This window comes from uncultured Aquimarina sp. (genome assembly GCF_947492115.1).
GTDB lineage: Bacteria > Bacteroidota > Bacteroidia > Flavobacteriales > Flavobacteriaceae > Aquimarina.
This window is the reverse complement of the sequence record NZ_CANLMM010000003.1, coordinates 234,168-259,519: the sequence shown is the minus strand read 5'-3', so window position 1 is coordinate 259,519 and position 25,352 is coordinate 234,168. Positions and strand designations below refer to the sequence as shown.

Here is a 25,352-nt window from a genome sequence, read left to right as displayed (position 1 = left end):
AGTACCTTCTATGTCATCTCAATCCCGTTTGGATCGCGCTTATGAAAACGCAAAAGTTATCCCTTTTGATGACAGTTCTAAGTTTATTCTTTTTAGTGATTGCCATAGAGGTGATAACAGTTTTGCCGATGATTTTGCGAATAATCGTAATATTTATTTCCATGCTTTACAACATTACTTTAGCGAAGGATTTACCTATTGCGAATTAGGAGATGGAGATGAACTATGGGAAAATATACATTTTGAAACTATTCTAAGAGCACATAAAAATGTGTATGAATTACTCCAGAAATTCTATTTTAATGATAGATTAGCAATGATTTGGGGTAATCATGATATGGTATATAGAGATCCAAAATATGTAAAAAAGTATCTAAGTTCTTTTTATGATCGAAAGATTGATGATGATGTTCCTCTTTTTCCAAATATTGAATATCATGAAGCAATTATTCTAAGACATACAAATACTAAACAAGACATTTTTTTATTACACGGCCATCAGGCAGACTTTATGAACTATGTTGGGTGGAGAATCAATCGATTTTTGGTTCGCGTGTTGTGGAAACCTTTGCAGGTAGTGGGTATTGCAGATCCTACAAGCCCTGCTAAAAACTATAGAGAGACTAAAAAAGTAGAGAAGCGAATAAAAAAATGGATTTCGAATCACAAAAATCAGTTTACAATCATAGGGCATACGCATCGCCCTCGTTTTCCAGAAGCAGGTGAATTAGCACTTTTTAATGATGGAAGCTGTGTACATCCCAGATCAATTACTGGAATTGAAATTGAAAATGGTTGTATCACGCTAATCAAATGGCAAATTGCTACAACAGATGGTGGTACATTAAAAATAATTAGAGTCCCGTTAGAAGGACCTCAGAAGTTAACAGATTTTATTACAGAATAAACCATTGCTGCTATGGAACAAGTACAGCAGATCATAGATCAAATTCCTATACGACATAATTTTGCTTCCTATTTTATTAGTCTTGGTATATTTATAGGATTACTAATCAGTTTGGTAATTCTTCTAAGAACTTCTAAAAAAAGTAAAGCATTTAGAATTTATGGGTGGTCATTACTTATACAATCCATTATAGCTACAGATGTTTTTTTATGTTATACAGGTTTGATAAAATATGTACTCCATTTTAATGACAGTACAGAACCTTTAGTTTTACTTTTAGCGCCATCTATTTACTTATTTGTATACTCTCTTCTGGTTAGAAAACCTATTACAATAAAAAAGCATAGTGTACATTTCTTACCAGCTATTCTATACTTTTTTACACAAATACAGTATTATTTAGAACCTATTTCGGTAAAAGTAAATGCATATTTAGGAGCTTACTATCCTAATGTAAAAAGAGCTGTAGTTCCAGAAAACACAGATTACACGTATCAATTGATAAAGGATGAGTTCCGATGGTTAGTTTTATTTAGTTTTGTTTTTTACATAGTACTTTCTATTCGTCTTATCATCATACATAAAGCCAAAAGAGCAAAGATAAATTCGGAACATACTAGGATTGACAAATTCGATTTTTCTAAGAATACGTCTATAGGATTACTTGCATTTTTCTTACTGATTTTTATAGTGTATTTAAACTATGATGATGATGGAGGGGATCATTATATTTTTATCTTTCATACTATAATAGTTACTATAACAGGTATTGTTTTGTTATCAGAATCGAGATTTTTCGAAAACTCCTGGATTGCAGATAAATATGAAACTTCTAGTTATAAGGGACAAGAAATTTCTATAGACGAGATAAAAAACTTCGTAGAAAGTAAAGAGTTTTATTTAATCAATACAGCTTCTTTAAAAAGATTATCTGAGGAATTAAATTCGAGTGCTAATTACATATCACAAATCATCAACACCTCTACTGGTTTAAATTTTAATGATTTTATTAATCAATATAGAATCGAACTATCTAAAAAAAGACTAACAGATCCAGAATATGCTCATCTTACTATTGAAGCTATTGGCAACTCGGTAGGATTTAATTCAAAATCAGCTTTTTACAATGCTTTCAAAAAACATGTAGCATTGTCTCCGAAAGCTTTTGTAACCTTACAAAATACATCTTAACACCATTTAAAAAAAGTGTAGTATTACAATATAGGACGTATTTAGACACTTTTTTGCTTTAATAAAAAGAGATTTATTTCACTTTTGGAGAAACAAATTTTCAAAAGTTATGGATCAAAAAATTCGTCGATACGACTTAGATTGGTTACGAGTAATCGTATTTGCATTGCTTATTTTTTATCATGTAGGAATGTTTTTCGTTCCTTGGGGATGGCATATTAAAAACAATGACATCTCAGAAGGAATGCGGTGGCCTATGTTATTCCTTAATCAATGGCGGCTTCCTATTTTATTCGTAATCTCGGGAATGGGAACTTATTACGCTTTATCCAAAAGAAGTTTATGGCAATTTAATCTAGAACGTTTCTTACGGTTGGGTATTCCTTTAGCCTTTGGTATGCTATTAATTGTACCTCCACAAATTTATTTTGAAAGATTAGCCACAAACGAATTTGTAGGGTCTTATTTTTCATATCTAACTACAGAAGCGTATACAGGAGTCTATCCAGAAGGTAATGTCAGCTGGCACCATTTGTGGTTTTTACCATACTTATTTCTATACTCATTGTTACTATATCCCATTCTGGTATTCCTGAAAAACAGACATACTAAAATAATACAATGGCTTTCAAGGCAACTAACAAAACCTTTTGGGTTTTATATTTTCATCATTCCTTTATATCTCATAGAAACATTAATAGAACCATTTTTCCCAGTAACCCACGCACTAATAGATGACTGGTTTACATTTATCAATTTTATGGTACTATTTTTTTATGGATTCTTGTTAATCTCTTGCGAATCTATTTTTTGGGAACGAATTCAATTATTTAAACAAAAAGCATTGTGGATTGGAATTATTGCATTCATCATACAAACTATCATCTGGGTAATCGGTAAAGACAGCATAATTATTCACTTCTCAGAAGGTATGGTAAAAGTAGTTAATCTATGGTCATGGATATTAGTACTATTTGGTTATGCGGCTAAGTATTTAAATAGAAGAAGTAACATCCTTGCATATTGTAATAGAGCCGTATATCCTTTTTATATTCTACATCAAACTATTACTGTAGGTATAGGATATTATCTGATGAATTTAGAATGGAATATCACTCTGAAATTTATCATTATGGTATTAGGAACTTTTTTAATTAGCTGGATTATCTACCATTTTATCATTCTAAAAATCCCGTTTTTACAACCATTATTTGGTCTTAAAAAAACATATGCTCAAGAGAAATAATCCTCTTGAGCATATGCTTTTGTTTGTATTAACGAAATATAGATTATTCTATATTTACAACTTCTTCGATCTGAGGAGCATATTTTTTAATGGTCATCTCTACTCCAGATTTTAATGTCATCTGATTTACGCTACAACCTACACAAGCTCCTTCTAACTGAACTTTGACTCTCTTATCATCTTCAATACCTACTAATGAGATATTACCTCCATCACTTTCTAAAAACGGACGGATCTCATCGAGTGCTTTCTCTACATTAATCTTTAATTCTTCAGATGTCATTTTCTATTTTTTTACTGCAGAGCATCCTGCCATTGTTGTTATTTTAATTGCTTCTGTAGGTGGTAAATTTTCATTTCTATTCACAACTTCCTGTACCACATTTCTTGTCAATTCTTCAAAAGCCTTCTCTATAGAAGTAGCTGTTTGCAATGCCGCTGGGCGACCTACATCTCCCGCTTCGCGAATACTCTGTACCAAAGGTATCTCTCCTAAAAATGGCACATTAATATCGTCTGCAAGATTTTTGGCTCCTTCTTTTCCAAAGATATAATATTTATTGTTAGGAAGCTCTTCTGGAGTAAAATAAGCCATATTTTCTACAATTCCTAAAACTGGAACTTTAATACTATCTTGTTGGAACATAGCAACCCCTTTTCTAGCATCTGCTAATGCTACATTTTGCGGAGTACTTACTACCACCGCACCAGTAATAGGTAAAGATTGCATAATCGATAAATGGATATCTCCTGTACCTGGTGGTAAATCCAATAAAAGGAAATCTAACTCTCCCCAAGCAGCGTCAAAAATCATTTGGTTCAATGCCTTTGCCGCCATGGGTCCTCTCCAAACTACTGCCTGATTAGGTTGTGTAAAAAATCCTATCGATAATATTTTTACTCCATAGCTTTCTATAGGCTTCATTTTAGATTTATCACCTACCTTTACTGATAAGGGTCTTTCTCTTTCTACATCAAACATAATAGGCGCCGAAGGCCCATAAATATCAGCGTCTAAAAGTCCTACACTAAATCCCATTTTGGATAAGGTAACTGCTAAATTAGAAGTTACTGTAGATTTACCAACACCTCCTTTACCAGAGGCAACAGCAATAATATTTTTAATTCCTGGTATTGGTTTCCCTTTGATTACATTAGGTTCCTGAGGTTTCGGTGCTGGAGCATTTACCTTAATGTTTACTTTTACCTTAGCTTTTTCATAGACGTTAGCGTGGATAGCCTTCATCACATCAACTTCAGCTCTTTTTTTGATGTGTAGCGCTGGTGTAGACAGTTCTAAATCTACAATCACCTCATCACCAAAAGTAATTACGTTTTTCACAGCTCCGCTTTCTACCATATTTTTACCTTCTCCTGCAACTGTGATAGTCTCTAAAGCCTTTATGATCTCTGATTTTTCTAACTTCATTTGTAATAATTCTTTTCCTAAAGCAAATTTAACTGCAAAGATAGCTCTAAAAGTTAAGATTCTAAAACCTATAAATTGAAATGAATTATCATAATATTGGCAATGCTGATAATGAAATTTTCCAAAATGGTACAGTTTGTGTTTTTGGCTATTAAGATTTAAAATCTGTAGCCCCAATGAAAAGAATTATCGGCATGATTTGCCTTTTGTTATTTTTTGCACTAACAGCTTCTGGTCAAGGTTCACTAGAAACTGCACAACAGCGATTATCCAAGGAAAATAACGCTGATATATTTCGAACTAATCCTAATAGCTCGGATAATCTTTTATCTCAAAATGATCGTAATTTAGGAAGAATTACCAAAGTTTTTGTGGAGATTGGTTTGTATGCCACGTACTATGGATTAATAGAAAGCCCGATGGAAAGAAAACATAAAGGGCGTAAAGCATTTATTACCAAACACCCTTATTTTATCTCCAATAAAGGTAATTACTCATATAATTGGGGAGCAGACACGAATCTATACAGAATTACAGCCGCTAATAGATTCCTAAAAGATACAGACCAATTATATGGCAATACTGCTCATATAGATTTTCGATTTTTAAAAAGAATGAGTTTAGAAGCTAATTATCTACAGCTCTGGGAACATGAATCTTTCTATAGCAATAGTTCTCTGGCTACCTATACCATTCTTGCTAAATATAACAGAATCCGAACAGAAAAATTTAATGCTTATTGGGGTGTAGGAGCTACATATATTGCTGGCGAGGTAGAAGAATTTGGTTTTACCTACGGTATTGGTGCAGAATATTTCTTTATAAATCCTTTGAGTATTGAAATCAATTACAACCAATCTTTTATCAACTCTTTTTCTTCAAATAGACTAAACAGCTTATTGAATTATCATATCAATCAATATAAAATAATTGGAGGGTATGAATACTTGAGAATTGGTGGATTTAATTTCTCTACTATTTCGGTTGGGTTAGGTCTTTTTATTTAAAAACTAGTGTTCTTAATTCACTATGATTATAGCTCCTTCATGGGATCCCAGAATAATTTTTCAAAATTTTGAATTTGATTTTCAATCACCTCTACACCTTCGCTTTCTAATAACTGCTGCATTAAGTTAGTACCCTCAAAATGATGTTTGCCAGTTAATACACCTTTGCGATTTACTACTCGGTGTGCAGGTACATCTTCTTGTTTTCCAGATGCATTCATAGCCCAACCAACCATTCTCGCACTTCTTGCAGCTCCAAGATATTTAGCGATAGCTCCGTAAGATGTCACTCTTCCGTACGGAATCAATCTAGCCACCTCATATACCCTATCAAAGAAATTATTGTCTGTATTAGTACTCATAGTGTTCCTATTATCCTTCATTCCAGGTATAAATTATCCTTGCAACGGTAAGCATTACTAAAATAAGCATCAATATTCCCATAAAATAATTAGAATACTTGGTAATAGAAGCAGTTTTCTTTTCAATCTTTAAAAACGATAATACATAAAAATAGAGCGTTACAAAAGTTCCTGCTCCTGCTGCAATTCCAAATATAAAAATTCGAAGCGCATCGTATTCTATCTTACCACTTACACTCATGGCAGCTGCTATAGTACAGAAATAAGGTATCGGTAATACATTTACCAGAGACATCATTACTCCTTTAAAAAAACTGCGAGAACCTGCATGCTTGTATACCTTCATTTTAGTTCTTCTTTGTTTTGCCTTCACAAAAAAATAAATTGCCATTAAAAAAAATATCACTGCTCCTGTTCTAAGTAGCATATTCTTTACATACGGATTAAAGAAGATATATTTTGCTAGTAATATTGCGAATAATGCCTGTACAAAAACTATGGAAGATGCTCCAATGGCTACCAAAATGCCATTTTTCTTCCCCCTTTCTAAGCACGTTTTAGCTACCGTCATATTGATCAATCCTGGAGGAATTACTCCAACTAGAGAAGCAAAAAAAGTAACTAAAAAGAGTTTAGTAGTTTCCAAATCGATGACGCAATTTAGGTAATTTTAAACTGGATGTAAGTTATAGGTTTATTTTGTTCTAGGTATTGTTTTTCATAAAAAGTTTGAATAGAAGTTACCTCTTCTGGCGAACCCTCCTGATGATATACATTATGGTTCGAATAAAGTACTTCATGGCCTTCTCCATGTAACAATCCTAAGGTATATCCATGCATAAACTCACTATCTGTTTTAAGATGCATAATACCATTTGGCTTTAAGATATTTTTATATCGCTGTAAAAACTGATGGTTAGTCATTCTATGTTTTGTACGCTTATATTTTATCTGAGGGTCTGGAAAGGTGATCCAAATTTCATCGATCTCATTAGCATCGAAAATATACTCCACCAGCTCGATTTGTGTTCTAATGAAACCAACATTTTTCATTTCGTTTTCGATGGCTGTCTTTGCACCACGCCAAAATCGAGCACCTTTAATATCGATACCTATAAAATTCTTATCTGGATATTTTTCTGCTAGTCCTACAGTATATTCTCCTTTACCACATCCTAATTCTAATACAATCGGATTTTGGTTTTTAAAAAATTTCTCACCCCATTTCCCTTTATAACCGAGAGCATTGTTCAACACTTCCTCCCTGGTTGGCTCTACCACATTCTGAAAAGTTTTGTTTTCGTTAAAACGCTTTAATTTGTTTTTACTTCCCACTGATTTTATTCTTCTTATATGTATTTGACTGTTTAATGCCGATTATGTTACGCTCAGATCTCAATTATTTATTTTACTTCTAAAAAAGATCAAACAACTAAGATGATATACTCATATTAGATTCTCTTTCAAATGTAAATTACAATCTAACGGATCCCGTTCTTCAACGGGATTAGTTCAGCTAATACATGCAATGCGCTTCGCTTTTGAATGTAAACACATAATCTAATGGATCCCATTCTTCAACGGGATTAGTTCAGCTAATACATGCAATGCACTTCGCTTTTGAATGTAAAGCTTCACTAACCTAAACATAATTTTTTGGTAAAATTAAGGAAATATATACTTACGAGAATACTATTAATTTTAAAATTAGACGATGTCTTTTTTTATATGATTAATTTACAAAACAACTGATTTTGAGTAAAAAAGTTCTTGTTGCACCGCTAAATTGGGGATTAGGTCACGCTACTCGCTGTATTCCTATAATAAACGCATTAATCGATGAAGGTTTTGAACCTGTTATTGCTTCTGATGGAGTAGCTCTTGCATTGCTTAAAAAGGAGTTTCCAAACTTAACTGCTAAAGAAATTCCTTCCTATAATATAGAGTATTCCAAAAAGGCTAGTAACTTTAAATTAAAGATGCTCTTAAACAGTCCAAAAATTGCTCATGCTATTACAGCTGAAAAAAAGGCTACTAAAAAAATTATAGAATCTGATGATTACTATGGCATTATATCGGATAATAGAATGGGTGTTAGACATAAAAGCCTCCCATCAGTTTTTATTACACATCAGCTAACGGTATTAAGTGGAAGTACAACTTCTATAAGTACAAAAATTCATAATAAGTATATCAAAAAATTTGATGTTTGCTGGGTACCAGACATGGCCGACGATCCAAGTTTAAGTGGAGAATTAGGACATCCTAAACGAAGCAATATTCCGGTTACCTATCTAGGACCTTTAAGCAGGTTCAATTACCAGAATTTGCCAAAGAAATATGATATTATGGTATTGCTTTCTGGACCAGAACCTCAGCGCACTTTATTGGAGAAGAAATTATTTCAAGAATTTGAACGTAGTGACAAAAAAATCGTTTTTGTAAGAGGTGTCATCGAAGATCAACACGAAACCTATGTTAAGAATAATATTACCGTTCATAATTACCTAACAGGCATTGCACTTCAAAATACCATTAACAGTAGTAATATTATCATATCCAGATCCGGATACACTACAGTAATGGATCTTGCAAAACTTAAGAAAAAAGCATTCTTTATACCTACTCCTGGTCAATTTGAACAAGAATATCTTGCTCAGCGTCTAACGAATAATAAGTTGGTTCCAAGTTGTAAACAAAATGAGTTTACCTTAAAAAAATTATATGACCTTAATATGTATAAAGGACTAAGCAGTTTTAGTACTGACATCGACTACAGGGAACTTTTTCACTTTTTCCAAAGTAAATGAAAACTCACTTCCAATTCGATAGTCGCTTTCTACATATATACGTTCGTGATGCGCTTCGATAATATGCTTTACAATTGCCAGTCCTAGACCAGAACCTCCTTCTTTTCTAGAACCACTTTTATCCACACGATAAAAACGTTCAAAAAGTCTAGGTATATGTGCCTCCGCAATACCTTCCCCATTATCCGTAACTCTAATAATTACTTTATTGCGTATTAAATTTTCAATGCTAACTTCTGTAGTACCATCTTCTTTTCCGTACTTAATAGAATTTACAATAAGATTAGATAATACCTGCTGAATACGTTCTTTATCGGCATGAACGATGATCGGGGTTTGATAGTTCATATCAAAAGTCAAAGCAATATTTTTCTTAGCGGCTTTCATCTCAAAAAGATCAAAAACACTTTGCACTAATTCTACAATATCAAAATTGGTATAATTTAAGTTAAGATCACCAACTTCGAGCTTTGTGATCATATCTAAATCCTTTACGATATAAATCAGCCTTTCCACTCCTTTATTGGCTCTGTTAAGGTATTTATCTAAAATCGCTGGATCATTCATAGCTCCATCCAACAGCGTTAGTATATACCCTTGAACTGTAAATAAAGGGGTTTTGAGCTCATGAGAAACATTACCCATAAATTCTTTACGATAATCTTCTCTGATTTTTAATGTTTCTATTTCTGTTTTACGTTTTTGCGCAAATTTTTCTACCTCTTTTATCAAGGTCCTCATATCGGTAGTAACCGGACTTTCGCCTCTGGTATCTACATCCAACATTTCTATATCATCATAAATTTTTCGAACTCTGCGGTAAATAAATTTCTGAACTCGATACTGAATAATTAGAAAAGCAACTCCATAACATATAATGATAAAGCCTAATACAAACAGAATATTAAATTGATTCTGAACATATAAAAAAACGCTCACTATGAGCGTTAGTAGTATTGTTATGTATAAAGATGACAGGTATGCAAACCTGTACGATCTTTTAAAATTTTCTGCCATTATATCACAAACTTATAGCCTACCCCTTTTATGGTTTTAAAACTATCGTCACCTAGTTTTTCTCTAAGCTTTCGGATATGAACATCTATAGTACGTCCTCCAACGATCACTTCATTACCCCAAACTTTGTCTAATATATCTTCTCTTTTGAAGACTTTACCAGGTTTTGAGGCTAATAAAGATAATAATTCGAATTCTTTTCTTGGCAATATAATTTCATTTTTATCCTTTACAATCTTGTATTCATCTCTATTAATAACAAGATTACCGATCTTCACTACATTTTCGGAAGCATCATTTTCTTTAAGTCTACGAAGTAATGCTTTTACTTTACTTACTAAAACTTTTGGTCTAATAGGTTTTGTGATATAATCATCTGCTCCAGCATCGAATCCTGCTACCTGAGAATAGTCTTCTCCACGCGCAGTTAGAAAGGTAATGATGGTATTTTGCAAATCTGGTATTTTACGAATCTGTTCGCAAGCTTCGATTCCGTCCATTTCTGGCATCATTACATCTAAAATAATCAAATGTGGTTTTTTCTTTTTTGCAATTTTTACAGCTTCGTTTCCATTTTCTGCTGTTAAGACATTGTAACCTTCGGTAGTTAGATTATATCCTACAATTTCCAAAATATCAGGTTCGTCGTCTACAAGTAAAATGGTGATGTCTTTTTTATTCATTTTTCTAATTGAATTACTTCAGTAGTGGTAAATATACTAGCTTAAAATGAAGTATCGCTAATTATAGAACCTATAAACAATAAACTAACATAAATATTTCATAACCTTAACATTAAGCTAACATTATGAGATATTCTATAATCATCTAATCCTGATGATCTCTGTAGGTAGTTAATAAATTCATAGTAGCTGTTACAAGATCTTTAGTTTCCATCAACAACCCAAAGTAAAGAGTTGTATTTTTAGGGCTACTTTCTTCTGTTCTTGTTCGTTCTACTTGTTTATTAATTTTATCTGTAACTAAGGTAAAGAGATTTTGTTTTTCTTCGATGATAGCATTCAACTTTCCAAATTCTCTGGTATCAAAAACATCTTTGATACTCCCAAAAAACTCCTGTAGTTGGTCCTCAATTTCTTTTAGATCCTTGATTTGATTAAATCTAAGTTTCTTATGATTATTATTTACGTGTTTGTGACTATTTTTAGATATATATTCCAAGGATTGTGTAATATCTTCTAAATGCCCTAAAATAGAAATATAAAAACTACTGGCTCCAACACTGGATTCATCAAGGTTTTTGATAAAGTAAAAGATACTATCTCTCAATTCTTCTACTTCCGTTTCCAATTTAGCGATCCCTTTTCTACTCTTTTTTAAGGATGCAAGATCATATTTAGCTAAACTATCAATGGTACTTCCATAGATTTTATTCCCTCGATTTACAAAAGATTTGATATTGTCAGCACTCTCTTCTATCACTCCTTGTATAGAGCTACTTTCAGATTTTTTTAGACTATCTTCTGCTTTATCCGCTCTTGTTTTATTTCGATATCTAATGGTATTTCTAACCAATAAAAAGACTGCTACTAGAAGTAACACTCCAGTCATAATTGGCTGATTAAAATTAATCAAGAAAGCAATTAAAGCTGCTGCCAAAAATGCACTAATCGCTGTAAAAAACCATCCTCCGATTACATTTAATACTCCTGCCACACGATATACAGCACTTTCTGTTCCCCAAGCTCTATCTGCTAAAGAGGTACCCATTGCTACCATAAAAGTAACATAGGTAGTAGAAAGTGGAAGTTTCATAGAAGTAGCGATGGAAATTAACACGCCTGCTACCATAAGATTTACTGCAGCTCTTACCATATCAAAAGCAGGAAGATCTTCCTTTCTAGTCGTAGCCGCAACTGGAACTTCCTCAAACTGCTTTTCGGAAAAATCTTTAAAAGCTGCTGGAGTAATCGAAGAAATTACTTCCGAAATAAAAACGGTACCTCTAACAACACCTCTGGACAGAAAATTAGGTCGAAACTTTTCATCACCTTCTCCTTGGCGAGATAAATCTATGGAGGTTTTTACTACATTTCTGGCTTTTGTAGAAAACCAAAGTGTGAGTACCATAATTAATCCTGCTCCTAATAAAAATAATGTCGGGGTTTCTGCTTTTCCACTCAAAGAACTCATTAAAAATTCATTCGCAGGTATATTAGATGCACTCCACATTTCATACCCTTCATATGCCGCAATAGGAACTCCTATAAAATTCACTAAGTCATTTCCTGCAAAAGCAAGTGCTAAAGCAAAAGTTCCTACTATTATTATAAGCTTATAAATATTAACCTTTAAAAAGTTCATTACTACAAAAGAAATCAATGAGAGTAATGTAAACCCAGAGACAACTATGGTAAATACATTCGTTTCCAAAAATCCTCTTAAGGTTGTAGAGATGGTTCCAGCCTCCGCATCGATCTTAAAAAGATCTTTTTTAGCTTTTGCCATTTCTTTTAGCGTTTCATATGAGGTTTCGAAATAAGCATTTGCCCATTCTAAAAATCCTAAGCGTGTATCATTAGAAACAGTGTCTACAATTAGTTTTGCATAATTGGTTCCTTTAATACCTTTAATAAATATGAAGTATAAAATTGCTGTTAAGGCAATACCTCCAAATAAAGATCCTACCCATTTAGCTTTCTTTTCAAAATTAAAAGACAGTAAAAGCCTAGATATATATTGGACGAAAGCCCCTACAGAAAAAGCTACCACTACAGACAATAAAATCCCCGCGATGATTTCACCAGCTTTCTTCGTATTTATATAGTTACCTAAATCGGCAACAGAAAGATCCGCATCTGCAGCAATTTTAAGTAAGGCTACACAAACAGCTGCTCCTAATAATTCAAATACAATAGATACCGTTGTTGAAGTTGGCATCCCCAGAGTGTTGAAGAAATCCAACAGCAATATGTCGGTAATCATCACTGCCATAAAAATGATCATGATTTCATCAAAATAGAACTCTCCTGGTACAAAAATCCCCTTACGGGCAACTTCCATTAACCCGCTAGAAAAAATAGCTCCAGCTGCAATACCGACACTAGCAACTATCATAATAGTTCTAAATGAAATGGCTTTAGAACCTATCGCAGAATTCAAAAAATTAACGGCATCATTACTAACACCAACAACCAAATCAGCAATAGCCAAAAAAGCTAAAGCAACAATCATCAAAATATAAATATCGTTCATATTTTCTTCACAATCTTATAAACCACAAAAGTGTTACTAAAAATCTTGCCGTATGTTATTGAAATGTTATCTTTTTTACACTATTTCATAATCGAAAAGCAGTTTGCATTCTTTAAAAACAACAATTGATTTACAATGAATATACAAGGGTTTGAAATTGATTGTGATAAATATATTTCAAAATAAAAAACATATCAATCCCTTGATGAATTAATAAGCAATCTCATATAGCCTTTATTTTCTGGCAATCTCAAAAGCATGAAAGTAAATAAAAAACAATAAAACCTATGATTCAGTTACTTTGTAAAGTGATTTTACTTGTTTTTTTTTCACTGCAAACGGTCAAATTGTATCTTACATACAACTGTTAAACCTTACAAAAAATCATAACAAACCTTTTTGTTTACAAAACAAAACACTGATTTATAATTATTTACAGGTTTAATGTTAATTTAATGTTACCTAAATGTTGTTTAAAAGTAAAATTAATGTTACATTTGTAATGTAATCATTAAGAACACCCCAATAAAAAATATAGTATGAAAAGTTTAGTATTAACATTAGCAGTTCTTTTTTCTGGTGCAATTATGGCACAAGACGTGAAACCTACTTTCGAAAAAGAAGGAAATACTATAAAAGGAACGTATTATTATGACAATGGTGAAATTCGTCAACAAGGGTTTTACAATAAAGAAGGAAAACTTCACGGAGAATGGAAGTCTTATGATGAGACAGGAAAGAAAATCTCAATGGGACAGTATGAAAATGGTGTAAAAACTGGAAAATGGTTCTTCTGGGAAGGTGAAAAATTATCAGAAGTAAACTATTCAGACAATTCTGTTGCTTCTGTAACAACATGGTCTAATAAAAGTGACGTAGTTGTAAATTACAAACAATAGTAAAATTTGCTACAATAATTTATAATGTGAAAACGCTCGGAAAATATTTCGAGCGTTTTTTTTATATGCTGTTTTTAGAGTAAAAATCAATCCTGTAGATGTACAAATTTGACTTTTTTATAAAAACAATTATTAAATATATTTTTACAATAAATCAGAAAAAATGTATTGTTAACATTTAGATAACCACCTGAAAAAAATATTTCAAAAAACTGATTATTAGGTTTTTAAATATTAAATAGCTTCAATTTTCAGAAAAGAAGTTATGAAAAACACTCCATTCAGATAACAATTACGTAACACTATAATCACTCTTATTTAATTTTTCAGTAACGCACAGGTAACAATAGCTAACGTTATTTGCACCGAATTTAGAACACGTTATGAGAAAAATTGTCATTCTCTGTGCACTATTCGTTGTTGGAATAGTTAGTGCGCAGGAAACTGGCTCTATAGCCGGTACTTTGCTTGATAAAGAAGCAAACAATCAACCGTTACCTTTTGCTAACGTACTTATAAAAGGCACGAGCAAAGGTACTACCACAGATTTTGATGGTTTATACACTATCGAAAATGTAACTCCAGGAACCTACACCTTAGAATTTAGCTTCGTTGGTTATGAAACTTTAGAAAAAGAAGTTGTTGTAAAAGCCAATGAGACTACCACAGTAAATGCTACTATCGGTGCAAGTGCAGCTGCCTTAGATGAAGTTGTTATTAAAACCACTAGTAGAAAAAAAGAAAGTGTGCAAGCACTTCTTTTGGATCAAAAAGGAGCCGTAGTACAAAAACAAAGTATTGGTGCACAAGAGCTTTCTAACAAAGGAGTAAGTAACGCCGCAGCTGCAGTTACTAAAATTTCAGGAATCTCAAAACAAGAAGGTGGTGGTAATGTATACGTTAGAGGTCTAGGGGATCGATATCTAAACACCACGTTTAATGGATTATCGCTACCTGCAAACAATGTAGACAAGAAAAATATTGATCTTGGGTTGTTCGCTTCAGATGTGATCCAAAATATTGGAGTAAGCAAAACCTATGCTGCTAATTTTTATGGAGACTTCGCTGCTGGTAATGTAGATATAATTGCTAAAGAACATGTAGGAAAAGCTTATATAAATGCTGATTTAGGGAATAGTATAAATACCAATGCTATTGGCGAGAGATTTGTAAAAAGTGAAGGTACAGGATTCTTTGGGTTCTATAATAGATATAAAAATGATCCTTTTGCTGTCGTACTATCTCATGGAGTAGATCCTGTCTCATCAGAAGGACCTGTTGGGCTTTCTGGATCTATTACAGCAGGAAAATCTTGGGATATTGGCGAAGAATCTAAGCTAAGTATATTTGGAACTGCATCTTTTGGAAACAGTTACGAATACCTAAGAGGGGAAGCAGCCAATGTAACTGCAGCAGAAAACCAAATATTTAGAGATACTGAAATTTTTGAATATAGCAGAACTACTACTGCAATGACAAATATTGTATATCGTATCAATTCAGATCATAGCTTAAAATTCACCTCTTTATTCATTAATGATGCTACAGATGAAGTAGGACGTTTTGGAATCGATGGAAACGGATTTAACCGTAACACCATCGCCGATATTGATGATTTTGGGTTCTTTACACAAAATGTACAATTCGAACAAGACATGATCTATGTAAACCAACTTTCTGGAAAAAGTAACATTAACGAAAAAATAAAAGTTGACTACGGAATTGGTTTTAACAGTGTACTAGCTCGCCAACCAGACAGAAAGCGTATCGCTCTAGAACAATTCGACTTGGCATTGGATAATGATCCTACTACAAACCCAGTTCTTTTCCGTAACGTAGATTTCGACAACCAACGTTATTTCCAAAACATTGAAGACGAAGAATGGAACGGTCGTGTAAATGTAGCGTATGAGCATAAAGAAAATTTATCCTTTAATTTTGGGTACAACGGAAGAATCAAGCAACGTGATTTTGATAACCAACGTTTTGGACTAAGTATTATAGAACCAAGAACTGAAGTTACAGATGTTAATGATTTCAATTCAATCTTTAGTATCGACAACTTAGGCGTTACGTATAATACAGTGGTGATAAATCCATTAGATCCTTCTATCGGATTAGGAGACACTAACCTTCCAGGACTTGCAGAAAACACCTATACTGGAAACTTAGATATTCATGCACTGTATGCAAATGCTATCTATAAATATGGTGACAAGTGGACATTTGTTCCTGGGTTACGTGTAGAATCTTTTAACCAGAGTATCGAATATGATGTAATCAATCTTGCATTTAACAATCCTGGACGTAATGAAGCTACTGAAACCTTTTTATTACCAAGTTTAAACGTGAAATATGCTTTAAATGAAGATCAAAACTTACGTTTTTCGGTAAGTAGAACAGTTTCTAACCCAGAGTTTAAAGAAGTTGCTCCATTTGTATATGAAAATGTAACCGATCGTATTGGAGGTAACCCAGATCTATTAAACGATCCTGCATTCTCTTCGATCATTAATTTAGATTTAAAATACGAATGGTTCTTCGATCAAGGTCAGATATTCTCTGTCGCAGCTTTTGCAAAGCAGATCAATGACCCTGTAAACTTAGTATCTGCAAATGATGCTACCGGAACACAACGTTTCTTTAGAACAGGAGACAAAGCAGAGGTATTTGGTATAGAACTAGAAGCACGTAAGGCATTATTAAAAACTTCTGAAGAAGAAAACCTTCTTTCTGCTGGTGTAAATATTACCTACACTTCTACCAGACAAGATTTAAAAACAGTTTCTGGTACATTCAACACCAATTTTAACAGAGACTCTGATCAATTACAAGGTGCATCACCATTCTTAATCAATGCCGATGTAAGCTATACACCAACTTTTGGCGATTACAAACCTGTAGCAAACCTAGTGTTCTCTTATTTCTCTGATCGTATTGATGCTTTAGGAGCTGGACAATTAGGAAATATTGTAGAAAAAGGAGTACCAACATTAGATTTTGTATGGAAAAACAAGGTACGTGACAACTTTGAAATCAACCTAAGTGTTAAAAACTTGTTGAACCCAACAATCGAAAGAGTACGTGAAAACGCTACCATATCAGAAGATGTTCTTACAACATTAGGAATTCCATTCAGCAGAAACGCTAATAACGAAATTAATCCAATAGAAGAGTTTGCTCTATCTAGTTATAAACGAGGTGTAAACATTGGATTACAATTTAAATATACATTTTAACATACATAAAACGAACACGAATAAAATTTATTAAAACAAAAACCATGAAAGCAAATATATTTCTTTTAAAAATCGTTGCCATTGCTATGCTTTTTGCAGCTTGCGCAAGTGATGATACTTCGGATATTACTATCAATATAGATGGTAATGGCTCTCCGGTAAATCCAACAGATAATGTAATCGGAGGAACACTATCATCAGATCTTACACTAGAGTTGGGTACAGAGTACTCTCTAACTAGTGCATTAATTGTACCAGAAGGTATTACGCTTACTGTAGAACCTGGTGTGGTAGTAAGAGCAGCAACTGGATCTGATGTATATATCGCAGTATTACAAGGAGGAGTGATCAATGCCGAAGGAACTGCTTCTAATCCAATCGTATTTACCTCTGCTACTTCTACTCCAAATCCTGGAGATTGGGGAGGTCTTATCTTATTAGGTAGAGCACCTATAAATTCTGTTGTTGGTGGAGACGCAACTTCTACTTCAGAAATTGGAGGATTACCATATGGTGGTAGTGTAGTAGATGATAATTCTGGTATCCTTAGATATGTTCGTATCGAATATTCTGGAGGAGCAGCAGATGCAGCTTCAGAAAATAACGGATTCTCTTTTTATGCAGTAGGAAATGGAACCACTATCGAATTTATCCAGGCTTTTGAAGGAGCAGATGACGGAGTAGAATTTTTTGGAGGAACTGTAAATGCTTCTTTTATCTCTGTTGTAGGGGCACAAGATGACTCTGTAGACTGGACAGAAGGATACACAGGAACATTAACTAATGTATATATCGAGCATAGACAATCTCATGACAAAGGAATCGAAGGAGATGGATTTAATACAGATATCGGAAACAACTCTAATCCAGTATTTTGGTCTGCACCAACAGTAACAAATCTTACAATTAACGGTCTTGGTTCTTCTAATGAAAATGAAGCGATCAGATTACGTGCTGGTACAAGAGCTACTTTTACTAATGTATTGTTAGAAGGTTTTGCTGAAGGTTTTGATTTAGATGATACTGAAACTGGAAATGGTGTTATCAATGACGAAACCTCTATCACTGATATTACTTTTGATGATATTACCTTAAACCTTAAAAATGATACAGGAGCTACTTTTGGAGAAGCTGATGTAATCTCTGGAGTAGGTAACGGAACTGGAGCAGACTACAATTCATGGAACTCTGGTTGGACTCGTAACTAAACTACCACATCCCTACGGATGTTATTTTATAAAAAGAAAGCCGTTTAAAAATGATCTAAAATTTTTAAACGGCTTTTGTCGTGAAGAAAACTACTTTCTTAACCTTTTCTTTTCATTCTTAGCACTAAGATTACATTCTCATAATACAAGTATAATACTCCAGTAAAGTGTAACTAAAACAAAGTATTTTTATTTGTATCGATTAATTCAGAACGAGTTTTCTGGTGTATCAGACATCTCAGAATTTCAACAAACAACTTCTTATACATACATACGATAGGGAAAACTATTTTCTTTAAATAGCATACTACGATACGTGTTCGTAGAAGGCTGGAAGGTCATTATTATCCAACAACAATAATGGTTCTCTTCAGCCTTCTCATTTTTTATAATCTTCTATAAATGAATTTTTTAATATTTTCTTTAGAAGAGACACATCGTTGTACAGAAAATCTTACTTCATTCTCAAAAAAATACAAAAATATATTGAGTATTGATGAATTCACTTTATGCGATTGTTAACACAAAGATCTTTAAAATACTCTGTTTAACATTATCATAATGTTTATGTAATCTTTTCAAAAAACTAAAAAACCATAAAAAGATAGTTTTTTTCAAAATTAAAATTCATCTTTTCTGATCCTATATTGAAACAAAATTATTTTCATATAATTGATTTTTAACGATTTAAATAGCCTGAAAGATTTCTAACTAAAAGCCAAAAATAGCTACACAAATCTACTTTCATTCTCGTGTTCTACAAATTACAATCCCTTAAACTAAGGATAATAGTAGGGTAAAATTCTTTACTGGAAAACCGTATTTATTTGTACCAGATTTATTAAGAACACGAAATGAGAAAATTTTGCACAGTTATCGCACTGTTTATTCTTGGATTAAATTTTGCACAAGAAACCGGAACCATCGCCGGAACACTTCTAGACAAAGAAGTAAACAACCAACCACTACCCTTTGCTAACATCGTCGTATTAGGAACTACTCTTGGAACCTCTTCTGATTTTGACGGAAAGTACGAAATCCCAAATGTACCCGCTGGGACGTACACCTTAGAATTTAGTTTTACGGGTTATGAAACCTTACGTATTCCGGATGTGGTTATCGAACCGGATAAAGTTACAGTAATCGACACTGCGCTGGGAGCTACCGCTGCAGCACTAGAAGAAGTAGTAATAAAGGTACAAACCAGTAGAGAAAGAGAAGAAGCATTATTATTAGAACAAAAAAATGCTGTAGAAATAAAACAGGCCATCGGAGCTCAGGAGTTAGCTAGAAAAGGTGTCAGCGATGTTGCTGGAGCAGTAACTAAAACCACTGGAATAACCAAACAAGAAGGATCAGGTAATATATATGTAAGAGGTTTAGGAGATCGTTATAATTCAACCACGCTTAATGGACTACCCATCCCATCTGACAATCCAGATAATAAAAATATAGCATTAGATATATTTTCTACCGACATAGTACAGAATGTAGGGATAAGTAAAACGTACAATAACACCGTATTTGGAGATTTCTCTGGAGGAAATGTCGACATTGTATCAAAAAATTATAAGGGACAAGGTTTTTTAGAAGTAGGATTAGGAATTAACGCAAATACCAATGCAATATCCGAAGATAAATTTTACCTACAAGATGGTCCTAATTTTACTGGATTTAGTAACAACGATATCCCAGATAACCCATTAAATAGTTACAATTTTGATACCAGCTGGAATCGTGAAGGTAGAGGCCCAACGGGAGGAAGTTTTGCAATAAGAGGAGGAAAATCTTTCACTTTGAACGAAGAAAACAATTCTAGATTGAACTTTTTCTCTACACTTTCATTTAATAATGATTATGAATTCAATGAAGGAATCGAAAGAGCCGTTAATGCACAAGCTATTCCGACTAGGGATTTAAGCTTTGATTCTTATACCTATAACACAAATACCACTTTCCTTACAAATCTAGGTCTTAAACTAAACCAAAACAATTCTATTAAATATAACTTCTTATTAATTAATGGTTCAACACAAAGGCATCGTGAGTTCAATGGCCTTATTGTTGATGTTGCAGATGATGGAGGTGGATTTATAAGGCGTTCTATTTTTAACAGAACTACATTAATTATTAATCAAGTACTTGGAAAGCACGATTTCAGTGAAAAGATTGGGCTGAATTGGGGTATAGCCTATAACAATGTTAAGAATATAATTCCAGATCGTATGCAAAATATTTTAGAGCCAGATGATCCAACCAATCCTAATTCTCCATTTATTTTTAGTACTAATGCAGACTCCGAAAATCATCGATACTTCCAAGAACTTACTGAAGACGAGTATACAGGAAACTTAACATTTGATTATAATTTTGGGAAAGATGAAGATGATAATTTTAAAGGAAAAATCTCCTTAGGATATAGTGGAAGATTTAAATTCTTAGATTTTGAAGCGACTCAATTTAATTTTGAAATTATCCAACAGCAGAACGTTGATCCTTTTAATTTGGATACTTATTTTAATCAACAAAACTTCACAAATGGTGTTTTTGATATTGGTACTTTTAGAGGAAATGTTGAGAATCCACTTGAGCCACAAACCTATAGTGGAGAACAAATCATAAATGCAGGTTTTGCAAGTGTTGAATATAATCTTTCGGAAAGATTAACTGGAATACTTGGCGTAAGAGCAGAACAGATTTACCAATTTATTGAATGGAAAACTCAATTACAACCAATTGGAGACGAAAATGATTTTGATAGATTAGAAATACTACCAAACATATCATTAAAGTATATTTTAAATGGGAAACAAAATTTAAAATTTGCAGCGAGTAAAACATATACCCTACCGCAATTTAAAGAAAGAGCCCCTTTTCAATATGAAGATGTAACTCAAATTTATTTCGGTAATCCAGACTTAAATCCATCTACAAACTATAATGCAGATCTTAAATGGGAATTATTTCCTAATAGTGATGAATTAGTTTCAGTAACTGGTTTTGGTAAAATTATCCAAGATCCAATTAATGATATTACCGTAGCATCTTCCACGAATGATATTTCTTATGTTAATACTGGAGATCAAGCTACAATATTCGGAGCTGAATTAGAGATTAGAAAAAACATATTCAAATTAGATCAAGATCTCACCAATAAATTATCTGCAGGTCTTAACATATCTTACATGAAAACCGATCAAGATCTTAGCACAGAAAAAGTAGTTGAAGAAACAAATCTTAATGTGAATTTCACAAATAGTGATGATGGATTAACGGGTGCATCAGATTTATTAATCAATGCGGATTTAAGTTATGCTAAAGATTTCACGTCAAATGCAAACATATTAGCAACTGTTTCCTATAACTATTTCTCTGATCGTATTTATTCTTTAGGAACTAATGGAAGAGGTAATATTGTTGACAAAGCAGTAGGAACACTTGATTTTATTCTCAGATCTAATTTAACTGAAAATTTAAGTTTTGGATTATCGATTAAAAACATCCTAAATCCAAAAATTGAAAGAGTTCAAGAAAATCCTACAAACGAACCTTTAATTCTATCTTACAAAAAAGGATTAAACACTAGTTTTTCTCTTACATACAAACTATAAAAAACGAATATAAATATCTAATTATCAAATATTTTATAATTAACACAACCATAATATCTAGTTAAACTTATTGAAAAACTGATGTTGTTGTTTTATGTCGAATTAAATTTTAAACTCAAAAAAATGAAAAAAGTATTTTTATCAATGCTAGCGATTGCAGGATTATTTGTAGCTAGTTGTTCAAGCGATGATGATGGACCTGTTATTCCAACAGGACCGACTATTGATCCAGCAAATTTTACTGGAAACTTTACTACAGGAGCAATCACTTTAGACGCTTCTGAAACCTATAACTTAACAGGACCAGTTGTAATAAATGATGGTGTTACATTAACAATTCCTGCAGGAACTAGAATTGAAGCATCAGGTGGTACTAGTGCATACATAGCCATTGCTCAAGGTGGTCAAATCTTTGTTAACGGAACTGCTTCTAACCCTGTTATAATGACATCTAGAGCTGCTAGCCCATCTCCAGGTGATTGGGGAGGGTTAGTTTTATGTGGTAGAGCTCCTATCAACAAAGCAGCAACTGCAACTGCAGAAGTTTCTGATTTAACTTACGGAGGTACTATTGCTAATGATAATTCCGGAAGTATAAGATATTTAAGAGTTGAATATTCTGGAGCGGTATTTAACGGTCAAAAAGAATTTAATGGAGTTTCTTTCTTTGGAGTTGGTTCTGGAACTACAGTAGAATTCATCCAATCAGTTAATGCCGACGACGATGGATTCGAATTTTTCGGAGGAACTGTAAATGCTAGTAACCTTGTAGTAATTAATCCAACTGACGACGCATTTGATTGGACCGAAGGATGGGTTGGAACTGGTACTAACTGGTATGCTCTTATGGACAATGGACGTGGTCATAGAGGAATCGAGGCAGACAATTTAGAAGATAATAATACTGCTACTCCTTACTCTGATCCTACTATTTCAAATGTTTCTATAGTTGGTAATGGAGATGGAACTGAAGATGATGGTTTCAAAATCCGAAGAGGAACTAAAGGAGACTTTACAAATATCTATATCGAGGGAAGAGATGAAGGTATTGAAATTGATGATGCTCAAACTGAAGCAAACTTATTAGATGGTTCATTAACTTTTTCTAATGTTAGATTCGCAACAACGGCTAAAGCATTTGATATTTATGACGCTGACTTCGACAATGGAGACGGTACTACAGGTAGCGGAATTGATTATATTACTATAGCAGATGCTCAAGCAGCTTACGCTATGGCAACTATTACTGAAAGTGCTACTGCAACAGGAGCAGGAGCAGGAGCAGATGCACCTTCTTGGACTGCTGGTTGGACTACTGGATTATAATAAGACAGGAATTAATAATTATTAAAAACACCCTCCGAGAGGGTGTTTTTTTATACCCCAAATCAACAAATATAAATTCGTTAGACACCAACCAAAGTCATATGATTATCATCTTATACATTCTTGTTCATTAATAACATATTTTAATCAAAGGCTATTTCATGATTATAAGAAAAGTAAAAGTGATTTCTTTCTTAGGGAAACATTAATAAAATCCCACAAAGTGAACAAATCATTAATTGAGTTTTTTAGCACGTAACATTAGTAGTACAAATGACACTCTATGGTATAAACCTTTTAAAACTTTACTAATGAAAAAAATCTATGTATTATTCATTCTATTAACGTCGATGATGCAAGCGCAAGTCGATATTCAAAACTTTAAAGTAACCTCTCCTACTAATGAAACTTTTACTTGGAACAATGGTCAACGTTTTAAATACAAATTTGACATTCGAGGAAATTATGGTTATAACGAAATTAAGTTGAAAGTCTATGCTGAATCTGTAACATCTAATAACCTCATTGGTTTAATCAGATGGAATCGTGAAGGCGATGACAACCTATCATTTAGCTCTTATACTACAAAATCTATGTGGGTAAGTATTGCTAACAATTGGAATGGCAGAAGCTTCAACACTAACCCCACAAAAAAATTCTATTTAGTCGCAGAGTATCAAGGAAATTCACGAACCTATACCTATACAATACCCGACGGTGATAACGATGGTGATGGTGTTACTAACACGCAAGATGAATGCCCAAATGAAGCAGGACCAGCTTCAAATAACGGATGCCCTCTACCTCCTGATCTTATAACCGCTAATTTAACGATCAAAACGAAAACATCTACGGGCGGTTCTATCACATATAATTATGACCATATTACCTATACCCCTTCTTTATATTACAATAAATCGGCAGAATTCTCTGTGAAGGTTAAAAATAAAGGAGCAGGTAAAACCAATAGATCTTGTGAATTACACGTAGTTATTGCTGCGAATAAAAATTCGTATCCAGTTTGGGATCCAGGTGAAGCACAACCTTATGTTTATAGAGATTTTACAGTTCCTGTTTTAGAAAGTGGAGAAGAAAAAACATTTAAATTCACCGAGAGCATGTTTGATTATATGGGCTCAATCCCTTTATATGATGAAGTTACTTACTATATGTTTTTCCATATTGATTGGAGAGAAGTAACTAATGAGCCTCCTTCCGCATTCAGTAATAACATCAATAGATATGCCTTTAAATATATAAAAGACAAATCATCAGGAGGTATTGGAATTATTGTACCGATTGATTCTGATTTTGACTCAAAAAGTAGTATGCCAAATGAGTATTATAATGTAGCTATTTTTAATCTTCAGGGAATTTTGGTAAAACAAAAAACAGTTAACGATGAGCAAGAAGAACAAAAGTTAATTGAAGAACTACCTAAAGGATTCTACATCATTAAAAATAATCAAAGAACTTATAAAGTAGGAAAGTAATTAAACTTAAATAACCTTATCCTAATAACAGTAAAACCCGCTTCAAAATTTGAAGTGGGTTTTTTATTCTAAAAATTTAAAAAAAAGTTGTTTTTTAACGGTCACAATGTTCTCATAAAATGGATTAACGATAGTAAAAACATATATCTAATTTTAAAACCATTTTATGATGAAAAACAAAAACTTATTTTTATTAACCATTATTGCATTATTTTTATCCTCAGTATCATTCTCACAGATTATCGAAAAAGGATACGAAACCAGAAACCTAGGTTCTAATTTTGACAATGCTAAAGAAATTTTGTGCTCAGGAAATGCTTCCAGTAGCGGATCTCGATATCGATTAAACGTAGTGTTTTCATCCTCCAACAACTTGTCTATAGGAAAACTT

Annotated in this window: 19 protein-coding genes; 11 read left to right on the top strand and 8 right to left on the bottom strand. The window is 33.0% G+C overall.

What is annotated here, in order from left to right; translation table 11 throughout:
• Positions 1-10: 10 nt before the first annotated feature.
• The 3 genes from Q1A73_RS10725 to Q1A73_RS10715 all read left to right on the top strand — a co-directional run bounded on the left by Q1A73_RS10725 (position 11) and on the right by Q1A73_RS10715 (position 3,344).
• Entirely contained in the window at positions 11-907 is an 897-nt protein-coding gene (locus Q1A73_RS10725; RefSeq protein ID WP_299605173.1) for a metallophosphoesterase, read from the top strand.
• Positions 908-919: 12 nt separating this feature from the next.
• Positions 920-2,098: a helix-turn-helix domain-containing protein gene (locus Q1A73_RS10720; RefSeq protein WP_299605170.1), complete on the top strand. Its 1,179-nt coding sequence runs from the start codon at positions 920-922 to the stop codon at positions 2,096-2,098.
• Between the two features lie 109 nt (positions 2,099-2,207).
• Positions 2,208-3,344, top strand: coding sequence for an acyltransferase family protein (locus Q1A73_RS10715; protein ID WP_299605167.1), 1,137 nt, complete (start codon positions 2,208-2,210; stop codon positions 3,342-3,344).
• Positions 3,345-3,387: 43 nt separating this feature from the next.
• Here Q1A73_RS10715 and Q1A73_RS10710 read toward each other — a convergent pair whose 3' ends face one another.
• Entirely contained in the window at positions 3,388-3,627 is a 240-nt protein-coding gene (locus Q1A73_RS10710; RefSeq protein WP_027394883.1) for a NifU family protein, read from the bottom strand.
• Positions 3,628-3,630: 3 nt separating this feature from the next.
• The gene (locus Q1A73_RS10705; RefSeq protein ID WP_299606346.1) at positions 3,631-4,773 is read right to left on the bottom strand and encodes an Mrp/NBP35 family ATP-binding protein; all 1,143 of its coding nucleotides are present in this window, start codon (positions 4,771-4,773) and stop codon (positions 3,631-3,633) included.
• Positions 4,774-4,949: 176 nt separating this feature from the next.
• Here Q1A73_RS10705 and Q1A73_RS10700 point away from each other — a divergent pair, with 176 nt between their 5' ends.
• Complete coding sequence (locus Q1A73_RS10700; protein WP_299605164.1) at positions 4,950-5,780, top strand: hypothetical protein; 831 nt, start codon at positions 4,950-4,952, stop codon at positions 5,778-5,780.
• Positions 5,781-5,806: 26 nt separating this feature from the next.
• Here Q1A73_RS10700 and Q1A73_RS10695 read toward each other — a convergent pair whose 3' ends face one another.
• Genes Q1A73_RS10695 through trmB form a run of 3 tightly spaced genes read right to left on the bottom strand, consistent with a single transcriptional unit; the run spans position 5,807 to position 7,477 of the window.
• Positions 5,807-6,142, bottom strand: a complete 336-nt coding sequence (locus Q1A73_RS10695; RefSeq protein WP_299605161.1) for an MGMT family protein — start codon at positions 6,140-6,142, stop codon at positions 5,807-5,809.
• 10 nt (positions 6,143-6,152) lie between these two features.
• Positions 6,153-6,788, bottom strand: a complete 636-nt coding sequence (locus Q1A73_RS10690) for a LysE family transporter (protein ID WP_299605159.1) — start codon at positions 6,786-6,788, stop codon at positions 6,153-6,155.
• 14 nt (positions 6,789-6,802) lie between these two features.
• The gene (gene trmB, locus Q1A73_RS10685; RefSeq protein ID WP_299605158.1) at positions 6,803-7,477 is read right to left on the bottom strand and encodes a tRNA (guanosine(46)-N7)-methyltransferase TrmB; all 675 of its coding nucleotides are present in this window, start codon (positions 7,475-7,477) and stop codon (positions 6,803-6,805) included.
• 419 nt (positions 7,478-7,896) lie between these two features.
• On the opposite strand from trmB, the gene Q1A73_RS10680 reads away from it, so the two are divergent.
• Positions 7,897-8,952, top strand: a complete 1,056-nt coding sequence (locus Q1A73_RS10680) for a glycosyltransferase (RefSeq protein WP_299605157.1) — start codon at positions 7,897-7,899, stop codon at positions 8,950-8,952.
• On the opposite strand, the gene Q1A73_RS10675 is transcribed toward Q1A73_RS10680, so the two are convergent.
• From Q1A73_RS10675 to Q1A73_RS10665, 3 genes are all read right to left on the bottom strand, one after another.
• Entirely contained in the window at positions 8,890-9,969 is a 1,080-nt protein-coding gene (locus tag Q1A73_RS10675; protein WP_299605155.1) for an ATP-binding protein, read from the bottom strand. The genes Q1A73_RS10680 and Q1A73_RS10675 overlap by 63 nt on opposite strands.
• Positions 9,969-10,652 (bottom strand): response regulator transcription factor, encoded by a 684-nt coding sequence (locus Q1A73_RS10670; protein WP_299605152.1) that lies wholly within the window; start codon positions 10,650-10,652, stop codon positions 9,969-9,971. Before Q1A73_RS10670 ends, Q1A73_RS10675 begins: the two co-directional genes overlap by 1 nt.
• 145 nt (positions 10,653-10,797) lie before the next feature.
• Positions 10,798-13,185, bottom strand: coding sequence for an inorganic phosphate transporter (locus Q1A73_RS10665; protein ID WP_299605150.1), 2,388 nt, complete (start codon positions 13,183-13,185; stop codon positions 10,798-10,800).
• A gap of 539 nt (positions 13,186-13,724) precedes the next feature.
• Between Q1A73_RS10665 and Q1A73_RS10660 the strand changes: the two genes are divergently transcribed.
• The 6 genes from Q1A73_RS10660 (at position 13,725) to Q1A73_RS10635 (ending at position 24,961) form a co-directional block, all read left to right on the top strand.
• On the top strand, positions 13,725-14,084 hold the full coding sequence (locus Q1A73_RS10660) for a nicotinic acid mononucleotide adenyltransferase (RefSeq protein WP_299605147.1): 360 nt from the start codon (positions 13,725-13,727) through the stop codon (positions 14,082-14,084).
• 383 nt (positions 14,085-14,467) lie between these two features.
• The gene (locus Q1A73_RS10655; RefSeq protein WP_299605144.1) at positions 14,468-17,323 is read left to right on the top strand and encodes a TonB-dependent receptor; all 2,856 of its coding nucleotides are present in this window, start codon (positions 14,468-14,470) and stop codon (positions 17,321-17,323) included.
• A 44-nt stretch (positions 17,324-17,367) separates the two neighbouring features.
• Positions 17,368-18,531, top strand: coding sequence for a multidrug transporter (locus tag Q1A73_RS10650; RefSeq protein ID WP_299605141.1), 1,164 nt, complete (start codon positions 17,368-17,370; stop codon positions 18,529-18,531).
• A gap of 854 nt (positions 18,532-19,385) precedes the next feature.
• Positions 19,386-22,142, top strand: coding sequence for a TonB-dependent receptor (locus Q1A73_RS10645; protein WP_299605138.1), 2,757 nt, complete (start codon positions 19,386-19,388; stop codon positions 22,140-22,142).
• A gap of 123 nt (positions 22,143-22,265) precedes the next feature.
• Positions 22,266-23,468 (top strand): hypothetical protein, encoded by a 1,203-nt coding sequence (locus tag Q1A73_RS10640; RefSeq protein WP_299605136.1) that lies wholly within the window; start codon positions 22,266-22,268, stop codon positions 23,466-23,468.
• Between the two features lie 311 nt (positions 23,469-23,779).
• Positions 23,780-24,961, top strand: coding sequence for a T9SS type A sorting domain-containing protein (locus Q1A73_RS10635; RefSeq protein ID WP_299605134.1), 1,182 nt, complete (start codon positions 23,780-23,782; stop codon positions 24,959-24,961).
• Positions 24,962-25,352 lie beyond the last annotated feature (391 nt).

Bases quoted from the DNA above. Each gene is read 5' to 3' on its own strand.
- Q1A73_RS10725 (WP_299605173.1), top strand. From the start codon at position 11: ATGTCATCTCAATCCCGTTTGGATCGCGCTTATGAAAACGCAAAAGTT.
- Q1A73_RS10720 (WP_299605170.1), top strand. From the start codon at position 920: ATGGAACAAGTACAGCAGATCATAGATCAAATTCCTATACGACATAAT.
- Q1A73_RS10715 (WP_299605167.1), top strand. From the start codon at position 2,208: ATGGATCAAAAAATTCGTCGATACGACTTAGATTGGTTACGAGTAATC.
- Q1A73_RS10710 (WP_027394883.1), bottom strand. From the start codon at position 3,627: ATGACATCTGAAGAATTAAAGATTAATGTAGAGAAAGCACTCGATGAG.
- Q1A73_RS10705 (WP_299606346.1), bottom strand. From the start codon at position 4,773: ATGAAGTTAGAAAAATCAGAGATCATAAAGGCTTTAGAGACTATCACA.
- Q1A73_RS10700 (WP_299605164.1), top strand. From the start codon at position 4,950: ATGAAAAGAATTATCGGCATGATTTGCCTTTTGTTATTTTTTGCACTA.
- Q1A73_RS10695 (WP_299605161.1), bottom strand. From the start codon at position 6,142: ATGAGTACTAATACAGACAATAATTTCTTTGATAGGGTATATGAGGTG.
- Q1A73_RS10675 (WP_299605155.1), bottom strand. From the start codon at position 9,969: ATGGCAGAAAATTTTAAAAGATCGTACAGGTTTGCATACCTGTCATCT.
- Q1A73_RS10670 (WP_299605152.1), bottom strand. From the start codon at position 10,652: ATGAATAAAAAAGACATCACCATTTTACTTGTAGACGACGAACCTGAT.
- Q1A73_RS10665 (WP_299605150.1), bottom strand. From the start codon at position 13,185: ATGAACGATATTTATATTTTGATGATTGTTGCTTTAGCTTTTTTGGCT.
- Q1A73_RS10660 (WP_299605147.1), top strand. From the start codon at position 13,725: ATGAAAAGTTTAGTATTAACATTAGCAGTTCTTTTTTCTGGTGCAATT.
- Q1A73_RS10655 (WP_299605144.1), top strand. From the start codon at position 14,468: ATGAGAAAAATTGTCATTCTCTGTGCACTATTCGTTGTTGGAATAGTT.
- Q1A73_RS10650 (WP_299605141.1), top strand. From the start codon at position 17,368: ATGAAAGCAAATATATTTCTTTTAAAAATCGTTGCCATTGCTATGCTT.
- Q1A73_RS10645 (WP_299605138.1), top strand. From the start codon at position 19,386: ATGAGAAAATTTTGCACAGTTATCGCACTGTTTATTCTTGGATTAAAT.
- Q1A73_RS10640 (WP_299605136.1), top strand. From the start codon at position 22,266: ATGAAAAAAGTATTTTTATCAATGCTAGCGATTGCAGGATTATTTGTA.
- Q1A73_RS10635 (WP_299605134.1), top strand. From the start codon at position 23,780: ATGAAAAAAATCTATGTATTATTCATTCTATTAACGTCGATGATGCAA.